Source organism: Rhodococcus sp. 27YEA15, assembly GCF_049739425.1.
Lineage (GTDB): Bacteria > Actinomycetota > Actinomycetes > Mycobacteriales > Mycobacteriaceae > Rhodococcus_F.
In genome coordinates this window covers 4,016,462-4,027,105 of sequence record NZ_JBMHHW010000001.1, presented here as the reverse complement: position 1 = coordinate 4,027,105, position 10,644 = coordinate 4,016,462, and the positions used below count along the sequence as shown (strand labels likewise).

General features: G+C 62.5%; 9 protein-coding genes. 2 read left to right on the top strand and 7 right to left on the bottom strand.

Features of this window, described 5'->3' with window-relative positions; genetic code table 11:
- Positions 1-175 precede the first annotated feature (175 nt).
- Both ABH922_RS18750 and ABH922_RS18745 read right to left on the bottom strand, forming a co-directional pair.
- Positions 176-1,441, bottom strand: coding sequence for an alanine racemase (locus tag ABH922_RS18750; RefSeq protein WP_424808348.1), 1,266 nt, complete (start codon positions 1,439-1,441; stop codon positions 176-178).
- 32 nt (positions 1,442-1,473) lie between these two features.
- Entirely contained in the window at positions 1,474-1,701 is a 228-nt protein-coding gene (locus ABH922_RS18745) for a hypothetical protein (RefSeq protein WP_424808347.1), read from the bottom strand.
- 467 nt (positions 1,702-2,168) lie between these two features.
- Here ABH922_RS18745 and ABH922_RS18740 point away from each other — a divergent pair, with 467 nt between their 5' ends.
- Positions 2,169-2,738, top strand: a complete 570-nt coding sequence (locus ABH922_RS18740) for a hypothetical protein (RefSeq protein ID WP_424808346.1) — start codon at positions 2,169-2,171, stop codon at positions 2,736-2,738.
- On the opposite strand, the gene ABH922_RS18735 is transcribed toward ABH922_RS18740, so the two are convergent.
- The 5 genes from ABH922_RS18735 to ABH922_RS18715 form a co-directional block, all read right to left on the bottom strand.
- Positions 2,728-3,942: a hypothetical protein gene (locus ABH922_RS18735; RefSeq protein WP_424808345.1), complete on the bottom strand. Its 1,215-nt coding sequence runs from the start codon at positions 3,940-3,942 to the stop codon at positions 2,728-2,730. The two genes, ABH922_RS18740 and ABH922_RS18735, sit on opposite strands and share 11 nt — an antisense overlap.
- Positions 3,943-3,984: 42 nt before the next feature.
- Complete coding sequence (locus tag ABH922_RS18730; RefSeq protein ID WP_424808344.1) at positions 3,985-4,488, bottom strand: hypothetical protein; 504 nt, start codon at positions 4,486-4,488, stop codon at positions 3,985-3,987.
- Positions 4,489-4,557: 69 nt separating this feature from the next.
- Positions 4,558-6,363, bottom strand: a complete 1,806-nt coding sequence (locus ABH922_RS18725; protein ID WP_424808343.1) for an SLC13 family permease — start codon at positions 6,361-6,363, stop codon at positions 4,558-4,560.
- The gene (locus tag ABH922_RS18720) at positions 6,360-7,931 is read right to left on the bottom strand and encodes a YfcC family protein (RefSeq protein WP_424808342.1); all 1,572 of its coding nucleotides are present in this window, start codon (positions 7,929-7,931) and stop codon (positions 6,360-6,362) included. The genes ABH922_RS18725 and ABH922_RS18720 overlap by 4 nt, the downstream gene beginning before the upstream one ends.
- Positions 7,928-9,334, bottom strand: coding sequence for a M20/M25/M40 family metallo-hydrolase (locus tag ABH922_RS18715; protein WP_424808341.1), 1,407 nt, complete (start codon positions 9,332-9,334; stop codon positions 7,928-7,930). The genes ABH922_RS18720 and ABH922_RS18715 overlap by 4 nt, the downstream gene beginning before the upstream one ends.
- Positions 9,335-9,847: 513 nt before the next feature.
- Between ABH922_RS18715 and ABH922_RS18710 the strand changes: the two genes are divergently transcribed.
- Positions 9,848-10,642 (top strand): helix-turn-helix transcriptional regulator, encoded by a 795-nt coding sequence (locus tag ABH922_RS18710; protein WP_424808340.1) that lies wholly within the window; start codon positions 9,848-9,850, stop codon positions 10,640-10,642.
- The last annotated feature ends 2 nt before the right edge of the window (positions 10,643-10,644 follow it).

Here is a 10,644-nt window from a genome sequence, read left to right as displayed (position 1 = left end):
GGACAAGTGGAGACGAGCCAACCGGGAAACGCTACGGAGGCCTGGGCGGGGTGACCGGTACGGGAACCGGGAATCGTCTGCGCGACGACATTGCTCGACGTCAGCATCACGTTCGGCCTCGCCGCTCTCGACGGGAGCGGCGAGGCCGAACGAGCGTATCCGACGCTGCCGATCGTCAGAAGAAGGTGTGAATTACGTCGACGACGCGTGGATCGGGTGTGTCCGCACCCTCGATCACCGGGATCAGTCTCCATTTGTCGAAAGTCGTACACGGATGCGAGACACCGAGTCTGACGACGGTGCCCACCGTGATGGACTCGTTGTCGGCGGGCACGGCGTAAAACGCGTGTTGGTCGTTGAGAGCGGTGATGTCACCGCCGACAGATTCGCCGGTGGAAAGTTGTTGAGGAACGGGAAGTCCGGCATCGAACGACATGTCACGTCGGCCTGCGTCGAGAATTGCGAGACCGGGTTCCGGTCGAGACAACGTCCTCGCCCAGACATGCAGTGCAGATCTTAACGGCCGATCGGTGCGGTTCGCACGCAGTGGCGAGAGTTCGGCGTACATGCCGTCGTCGTGAGTGATGTAACACCCCGATCGAATGACGACGGACGTGCTCTCGTCGATCAGAGGGGTGAGGTGCTCGGCGACGATATCGGGGAACGCACTGCCGCCGGCCGTCAGTACCGTAGGGCCGTCGTACAGACCTGCGCCGCGAATTTCGCGGTGTACGGCCGCTAATTCGTCGGCATATCGGTGGAGTCGATCCGTGGTCTCCGGTGTCCGGTCGTGCCCGAGTACACCTTCCCATCCGGCGACCCCCGCCAACCTCAGGTGCGGTGAGGCGGCAACTGCTCGAGCGGTGGACATGGCAGTGGCACGGTCGCGCGCACCCGTGCGGCCACCCCCGGTCCCGACGTCGATCAGAACGTTGATTCGGCTCTCTCGTCCGCCGTCCAAGACACTGGTCATGGTCTGAACTGTCTGCGGACTATCGGCCCAGCAGTAGATTTCGAATTCCTGATCACGCTCGAGCTCGTCGTGGATCCACGACAGCGCGATAGGGTCGACAACTTCGTTGGCCACCAGGATGCGGCGGACGCCGAACTGTCGGGCGAGCTGTGCCTGCCAGCCCGTGGCCACAGTGACCGCCCAGGCGCCGGCGTCGAGCTGGCGGCGCCACAGTTGGGGAGACATGGTCGTCTTGCCGTGCGGGGCGATCTCGACACCGAGTCCACGAACCCAGCCGGTCATCACGGACTGATTTGCGTCGAGAGCTCTCGCGTCGAGAGTTGCGATGGGGGTGTGTAGGTCGCTCAGGCGCGGTGAGCTTTCCAAGAACTCGTCCACAGTCATGCCCCACGAGCGGGCTGGAAAGCTTTTGTGCTCCGGGCCTATCGTCGTCGAGTGCAGGCGGTCGATCCGTTCTGTGTCGATCACAGCGGCATCTCCTTCTGATATCGATGTGATGCTCAGGCAATCAGGCTGTACAGCACTGCTACCACAGCGAAGCTGGTGAGCGAGAGGATCGTGGTCACCACGGTGAACGTCTGTAGTCCTTGTTTGACGGTCATGTTGAAGAACTTGACGGCCATCCAGAAGCCGCCGTCGTTGACATGGCTGCACACCACAGAACCTGCACAGATAGCAGCTGCCAGGTACTCGAGCAGAGTCTGCCGTCCACGGAGTGCGGGACGCAACTGCCGACAACCTCCATCGGTTCGAGGACGTGTCGACCCGGCGACCCTGGCGAAAGCAGTCGAATGTGGAGCTACAGGTTCACCTGTCTTCCTCGGATTCGCAGGTTCGCAGTGGTGGGGAGTCCTCGATCCGGGCCAAGCCGATATTCTGTGGGTGCGCGAACTCCGGCGAACCGCTGAATTGCTCGAACAGTGTTGTGGCGCGGGGTGTCGGGCGTTGTGGAATGTCGCCGACCGGGGCGTCCTGGACACCAACGGGTGGTGTCTTCCGCTCAGGAGTGCGTTCTGGTGGTCCGGTCGATCGAATGGGACGTTGCTGCGTGTGGGTACCATCCGTCGGCCTCCATGTCCAAATAGTCGGGTATTTCGTACAGGGGATGAGGTGTAGCGGTACGATACAGGTTCCATTGCCCACGCCGGCGGCTGTCGATCGTGGAGTTCGAACGTATTGCGAGAGAGACCCATCCATGCCTGGACCTGAATCCACCGGCCTTGTCGAACTGTCCCTGAACGACATCGACGAACTTTTTGTCGCCCCGGACCTCGACCCGATGGCCGGGCAGTTCGAATCCACCTCCGGCATGGATCGGGCTATGGCCCAGGCGCGGGGAATGGGACAGCAGCCCTTGACTGTCGACATCTCGGTTGCCTCACCCCTGGATCAGGACGTCGAGCAGCGAGTTCGTGTGGCGGTGCAGGGCTACTGCCGCGTGCGTTCCGCGGAGCTCGCATCCGAGATCGCAGGGGTCAAGCGTCGTGGGCGCAAGGAACTGATGTTCGGAATGATCTTTCTCGCAGTGTGTCTGGTACTTGCCGGAAGTCTCGAGCTGGCGTCGATCGTCCCCGAATGGATTCAGCAGGTCTCCACCGAAGGTCTCGTTATCATCGGCTGGATTTCGCTGTGGCATCCAGTGGACATGTTGCTGTTCGAGCGGTGGCCGTTGGTGAAGGATCAGCGGGTCCTCGTCCGGATCGCCGACGCGGACTTCCGGATTCGGTCGACCCCGTCACGTGCCTCGGACTCGGTTACTCGGTAGCGGTGAGATCGGCACGGCGATACACGATCATTTCGCGCTGAAGGCTGCGCCGGAATCGTGGCTGCTCGGCCAGTAGGACGGCGAGTACCGTCAGGAGCAGCCAGGTTATCGCCGCACTCGCCACAAGCATCAGCACCGGAATCCACGGTCCGCCCATCTGCTCGAGGAGCGTCGTCTTTGCCCAGACCCGCCAGTAGAGCATCAAATTGACGACCAGGCCGATGCCGTAAGAGATCACGAAGGAGAGCAGGAACGGCTTCCAGGTACCGTCGTGGCGCCGCGCGGTCAACGGTTCGGCCCGCAGTGGCAGGCTGACCGACATGACGTTGGCGACACCCAGCCACAACAAGATCATGGTCAATACCTGCCCGCAGGCTTTCACCAACTCGGCGGTGCTCCCGGTGTGCCACGAAAGTGCAAGACTGAGTGCAAGTCCGGCCGAACCGACGAGCAGGAACATCACGGCGTTCTTGGCGACGAGTACATGCCAGAGTCGTGTTCCTCCGGACAAGGCGGCGCGCACTCGACCGGCGTCGAAGCTCAGTGCGTTGGTGCACACGACACTGCCGACGACGCCCGAAAGCGCATACAGCGCAAGATAAGGCAGACGATCTTCCTTGGCGTCCCATTGGAAGAGCCGGATGAACGCGAGGTAGGCCATGCCCATTCCCAAGCTCAGTCCGAGTCGGAACGCGATCGATCGAGGCTTGGCAACGAACACATTCCGTATCTCTTCGCGGATACGCCCGCCGAGTTCCTGCAGATTCCGGATCGCGGGATTTCCGGGGTCGAACGGGACGTAGCCACGGATCGCAGCGGCCACGGCATCGGAGTCCCCGGCGTCCAGCGCGGCGACTCTGGCTTCGAGTACGGCCAGATGAGCGGTACGCAAAGCTATCCGCGCCGTGGTCACCGCCGCGACGGCGTCGGCCTCTGCCTGGGCGGCAGCACCGACGCCGTCGTCGGCGACCGGTGGCGGTTGCAGGCGCGTGATCAACTCGAGTTGACGTGCCATGTGTGGTGACGGAGACAAGCCGCTGTACGACGGCCGGCGCAGTGCCGACCGTTCGTCGTCCAGCGAATCTCGCACGGACGCCGCAGCTTTGCGGACAGCTTCCCGGTTGTGCCACCGCACCGATCGAGCGTCCCGCTCGGCGGCGACGGCTCTGGACGCAACCTCGGTCAGATCCTCGACCGCCGTCATCGTTCTCTCCACTCGATCTATCGGTGCCCTCGGCGTGGTGCGCTAGGGGCGGTTGTCTTTCTTGGTTTGCCGCCGTGCACCGGCCGCGATGCTGGAGGCTTCGAACTTCTTCTTGCCGGACGAATCACGGGTGGAGTCTACGCGGGCTTTTCCGGCGGAACCGACCTTCCCCGAACCGGTGTCGATGTCGTTGAAGGAGGGTGCGTCCTTGCGGGCGCGGGCCAGGCGTTCTTCTTTGAGTTGTCGAGCGCTTTGGTTGGCGGCGGCGGCAAGTCGGCGGCTGACGCGGCTGAGGGCGTCCTCGAAGACTTCGGCCTTGCCGGCGTTGCGCGCGTTGGCTGCTTTGCCGGCGCCGCGGCCCTTCTTCGCGCCGACTTTCCCGGCTCCGGCGCGTCGATAGTTTTTTGTGTATTTGTTGCGGGCCCGACGAATTCGGGTGTGCAGGGCGATCAACTCGTCTTCGTCGAGTTCGAGGAGTTGAGCTTTCTTGGTTTCGAGGATCAACACGTACTCGTCCTCGTTGAGGGAATTGAGAATCTTCTTCATTTTTTTGTTCCTTTCTGTTTTCCGAACTGTCAGTCTTCCCGCCGGGATGGTCCGCTATGTATGTTTTGGTCAGAACTTCCAGATCAGGGGAACGACGCCGACGGCGACGACGAAGAACAGTCCGATCATGGGCAGGCCGAGTTTCCAGTAGTCACCGAACCGATACCCGGCCGGGTTCATGACCATCATGTTCGCCGGGGTGGCAACGGGGGTCAGGAAGGAGGCGGCCGCGGCGATGCAGACACACATCAACACCGGGCGGGCCGAGATGTCGAGTTGCGCAGCGGCGGAGACGGCGATCGGTATCACCACCAGCGCGGTCGCGGTGTTGCTGATGAGTTGTCCGAAGACGACCGTCAACGTGAACAGTGCGGCGAGGAACACGGTCGGGCCTGCGCCGCCGACTGCTGAGACGATCAGTTCCGCGACCTGTTCCCCTGCGCCGGACGTTCGGATCGCCGTCGAGAGGGGAATCATGCCGGCAACGAGAAGGACGGTGGTCCAGGCGATCCGGCGATACGCCTGTTCGATGGTCAACACCCGTAGCACGATCATCGCTCCGGCGGCCAGGAGCGCCGCCATTACCGGGGGCACGATACCGGTGGCCAGGGCGAGGATCATCACGGCCAGGACGGCGATGGCGCGTGCCGAGCGGTTACCCAACGGAACTGCTTGCCGTTTCACGAGATCGGGGTCGTTGACGACCAGGAATCCGTCGCGGGTGATACCGCGGTCGAGTTCGTCCCAGGGCCCTTCGAGGAGTAGGACGTCACCAACCCTCAGGACGGTGGTCTCCGCGCCGCGATCGGCACCTTGCCGGTGAACCGCGAGGATCACGATTCGCCCGTCGACGACCCGGCCCGGTCGCACGGGTTCCCCGATCAGGCGGGATCGGGGGGAGATCATCACCTCGGCCACGCCGTTGCCACGGTCGATCAACCGTTCCACTACGTCGGAGTCGCCGAAGACCGCGTCGACGATCAGGTCATGGGCGTCGGCGAAGCGGGTGGCGACGTCGCAGTCCCCGACAACGGTGAGCCGATCGGTGGTGCGGTGCCGACCGTCCGAGACGGGGCTGTCGGTTGCGGTGTCGAGGACCGTGACGATGTTGATGCCGTCGTAGCCGCGTAGATCCCAGGTTCCCCGATCTGTACCGACCAACGGGGACTGCGGGGTCAACCGGAGGTGGGTGATGTGCTCGAGCGCGTACTGCCGGGCCAACGTCGAGGCGTGTGCGCTCAAATCTGGGGGAAGTAGATCACTGACACGATTCGGGAGGAGCCGATCCCCGAGGAAGGTCACCAAGGTTATGGTTCCGATGATCAGGGGGATACCGATCACGGCGAATTCGGCGAACCCGAACGCGCCGACTCCGGCAGCTTCGGCGCTTTCGGAGATGATCACGTTGACCGGGCTGCCGGTCAGGAGCAGTAGTGATCCGGCGCTGCCCGCGAAGGCCAACGGCATCAGCAGCTTCGAGGGCGCAATCCCTTTGCGGACGGCGATGACCACAACCATCGGCAACAGGGCGGCCACCGCCCCGTTGAGGTTGATCACCGCGGTCAGCGTCGCTGCCAACGCCATCGTGAGGATCACCAACCGGCGGGAGTTGTCCCCGGCGCCTTTGAGCAGGATCTGCCCGACCCAGGTGGTGACACCGGTGGCTTCGAGGCCCTCGCTGACCACGAACAGGGCGGCGATGAGCACGATCGTGGGATCCCCGAAACCGGCCAGGGTTTCCGGGAGGGTGATCACGCCGGTGAAGTAGAGCACGATCGCCGATCCGATGGCCACTACTTCCACCGGAAGCCGGTTCCATACGAATAGAACGACGACGCAGCCCAGAACCAGGAGGCTGATCGCGGCGGGGCTCATTCGAGGACGGCTGCGGCGCCGAGGACGACGACGACGATCACGAAGTTGATCAGCAGTAGCGGCCACACGAACCGTAGGAACTTGTCGTACCCCACTTTTGCCATCGCGAGGCCACCGACGACGACGACGTTGGTCGGTGCCACCATCAGCATCAGGCCGTGGCCCATCTGGAAGGCGGTGATGACCAAAGACCGGCTCACACCCGCGAAGTCACCGAGTGGGGCCAGTAACGGCATCGCGAGGGTGGCGTGCCCGGAGCTGGACGGGATCAAGAACGCCAACGGAATGTTCACCAGCATCACCAAGATGGCGAACACTCCGGCCGAGGCGCCGCTGACGAGGTGTTCCATCGCGTTGAGGATGGTGTCGAGGGTGTCGGTGTTGGTCATGATCACCGATACCCCGCGGGCGAGCAGGATCACGATCGCCGGGCCGACCATGTCGCCCGCGCCGCGGGTGATCAGCGACACCGTTTTCTTCTCACCCATCTTCGCCACGATCCCGACCAGGACGGCAGCGAGGGTGAACAGCATCGCCAATTGCGGGAACCACCAGTTCAACTCGAACCAGTACGGCTCGGCCGCGGTGACGTGGTACGCGTCGTACTCGGCCGGGCCGGTGGAGCCGCCGAAAATGCTCGACCACGGGATGACGGAGAAGATCATCAACCCGAACGTGAGACCGGTGATGATCAACACGAGCTTCTGGACCCGGGTCAACCTGCCGTCGATATCGAGCGGCTCGGCAGAGTCCGCGCCGCTGTCGCTGTCGTGGTGGTCGATGTCGAATCCGACGATCGAGGTGGTGGGATCTTTCTTCACCTTCGCGGCGTAGCGCAGCACGAAGACCACGGCCACCGCGGTCAACACGATCCACAAGACGACCCGCAGCACGATTCCGTCGCCGATCGAGACGCCCGCTTCACCGGACGCGACACCGATCGAGAACGGGTTGACCGTCGAGGCCAGATTCCCCACCAACGCACCGAGGATGATCATCGTCGCTGCGACCATCCGGTCGTACCCGAGAGCGGTCATCAACGGGATCAGCAGGGCGTAGAACCCGAACGTCTCCACCGAGAAACCCATGGTCGAACCGAGCAGCGAGAACAACACCATGATGGCCGTGATCAGCAGCCACCCCTTGTCTCCGAGTTTCGTCGCCAACTGCGAGACAGCGGTTTCCAAGCTGCGGGTAGCGAAGCTCACCGAGATGAACGCACCCAACGCCATGATGAACAGGACAACACCGACCGAGCCGAACAACCGGCCGATGTTGTCGGTGTCGACGAACCCGGTCACCGAGTCCTGCACACCGTACAAACCGTTGACCGGCGACAAGATCAACTGCTCGATACGTTCGCCGAACGTCAGCGGAGACGAGGTCGTCTCGAACGTGCCCGGTATCGGGGAGCCGTCCTCGTCGACACCGAAACGCCCCGACGGAATGAACAGCGCCGCAACCCACACCAACACGGTCACGATTGCGAGCATCGTCACCGCACCGGGGAACTCGAACTTCTTCTTCGCCGGTATCTGCGCGGCGCCCTTGTCGACCCCGATACTCACTTGCTTCCCTCGGCAGTGTCTGCTTCGGGCGTGCGTGCGTCGAAGGTTCGGGCGTATTCCTGGAAGAACACCGCTTTCGCGACGACTGCTTTCTCGAGTTCGTCGAGCAGGACACGTTCGTTGGGGCCGTGGATGTTCGCGTACCCGTCCGTGGCACCGAAGAGCAGTTTCTCCGCCCCCGGGACGGCGGTGTCGAGGGCCATCACGATCGGAATCGAACCACCACCCGCCATCAACCCCGCCGGCGCATCCCACGCTTGGGAGAGCGCCGACAACGCCGCATCGAAGCCAGGCCCGCCCTGAGCGGCAGCGAACCCGTCGCCGGTCTCCCCCGCGGTGACGGTGAGTTCGAGCCCGAACGGACGCAGCGCCTGCAAGTGACGCACCAGTGCTGCTTGAGCCTGCGCGGCGGGTTGACGCGGATGCACCCGCAGATTGATCACCGCCCGAGCAGAACTGGCGACAGCGTTGACCGCCCCGTCCACCGGTGGGGCGTCGATCCCGGTGACCGTGATCGCCGGGCCCGACCAGATCCGTTCCCCGATACCACCACTACCGAGCAGCGGTAGACCCTCACGAACCTCGGCCAGAGTGCGGAACTCCTCCTCTGTGTAGGTACTGCCCGCCCACGGCTCACGCAACAATCCCTCGACCGCGACATCGCCACTCTCGTCGTGCAACGTCGCCAACGCTCGAATCAACGCCAACCGGGCATCAGGGGCGGCACCGCCGTACAAACCGTTGTGCTTGTCGGTGCCCAGCGTCGTCAACTCCACCACCACCTGCGCCGAACCACGCAACGCCACCGTCAACGTCGGCGAACCCGGCCGCACACTTCCTACATCGGCGATGATCATCGCATCCGCTGCGAAGAGCTCCGGCGCCTCGGGCGGATAAGTGTCGAACGGACTCCCGAACTCTTCCTGACCCTCGATCACGAACTTCACGGTCACCGGCGGCCGCCCACCGAAGACCCGTAACGCTCCGATCATCGCGATGATGTTTGCTTTCGAATCCGCCGTCCCCCGCCCGTACAACGCACCATCGCGCTTGTCCGCCTCGAACGGCGGCGAATCCCACAACTCCACATCATCAGCAGGAACCACATCGTAGTGCGAATACAAGAGAACTGTAGGAGCGCCCACCGGCCCCGGAACACAGGCACGAATAACCGGAGCAGTCTTTCCAGGAATCAGTAAATCCTCGACCTCATCGACACCGGCATCGGTAAGCAAACCCACAATCATCTCGTGCGCAGCAAACAACGGCTCGTCGGGAAAACCCTCCACCGCAACCGACGGAATCCCCACCAGCCCCACCAACTCAGCCTCGAGCACCGGCATCAACCCGGCCACAACATCCTTGATCTGGGCAGTACTGAGTAATGGTGATGCGTCGGGCATCGGTAACTCCTCGATGAAAGGTGGAAACTCATGTATCGGGACGGGACCGACCATTCGTTTCCGGATGGACTAAGCGAACTGCACGAGATCTGTGAGCATTGCGCAAGATATCAATTGGTCAGCACAAGCATGGGCGATTTGTCGTATTTTCTAATACGGTGTCGTAAATTGGAACAAGGCAAGTGGCGCGCCCGGGTGAGTTGGATTTCGACCACGTAATTCGACGGGTTACATGTAACTCGAAATTCCTGATATCTCGACAGAAAGTGACAATTGCGACATCGCTTTTTCGGTAAGATTCGCGTCTTTTCGCTTAGTCTTTCGACGGGACCACAGATCCCGAGAAGGGAGTAAACGATGTTGCACAAAGTCGAACTCCGAGCAAGGTCCGGGTTCGAAGCAATGATCCCAGAGGCCGGAAACAAAACCGAGATAATCGTGCCCGACCCGGATCGGTTCCACTTCAGCCTCGAGTCGAGCGACGTGGGATCGCTCAATTTCAGTCGAATATGCATGTCGCCCAGTCGATTTCTGCCTGGAGAGATTGTCGACAGTGAAATCGTCAATCTGACGTTGGTCCTGGGCGGGAAAACGGTGGTCAAGCACCGTCAACGCGACAGTGTCTTCTTGCCTGGACAGATCAACGCTCAGGTGGGTTGGAATCGACACGATGGCACTCACGACACCGATGTCGACTTGATCATGCTCCGGCTCGACCGACGCTCTCTCGCGGAGCGGGGTGTGCGGATCGCGGCCGAGGCGGACGGCTTCGGGCCGCCGACTGCGACGACGACCACGTATGCGTTGTCCGCGCTTGTCAAGGCGACCTTGCATGGTCAGGCACTGACGGACGCTCGGGTTCCGGCAGCGATCGAATCTGCGGCACTCGAATTGCTCGTGGGGCTACATCTCGAGGGACTCGGTTACGAGGGTCACAGTTCCGAACTCGACTACGGACTTCATGCTCGTGCGGTTGCCACGATCGGCGCGTCGTATCGCGATCCGTCACTGACCCCGACCGCTGTCGCCGAACGGCTCGGTGTCACCGTGCGACAACTCCAGCGCGCTTTCGAAAAGGTCGGCGGGACTGTGATTCGTGAGATCAGGCATCAGCGAGCGGGTTATGCAGCCCTGCTGCTTCGAGGGGGCGGTGCGGCACCGCCACCGCTCGAAGAACTTGCCGTCCGATCCGGATTTTCGTCGGTCGGTGAACTGCGTCGGGCTGTCCGCGACCGTTACGACCTGACGCCGTCACAGATTCGTCTGACCGGGACCGGAACCGAGTCGTCCCCCCGGCAAGTGAGCTGAGC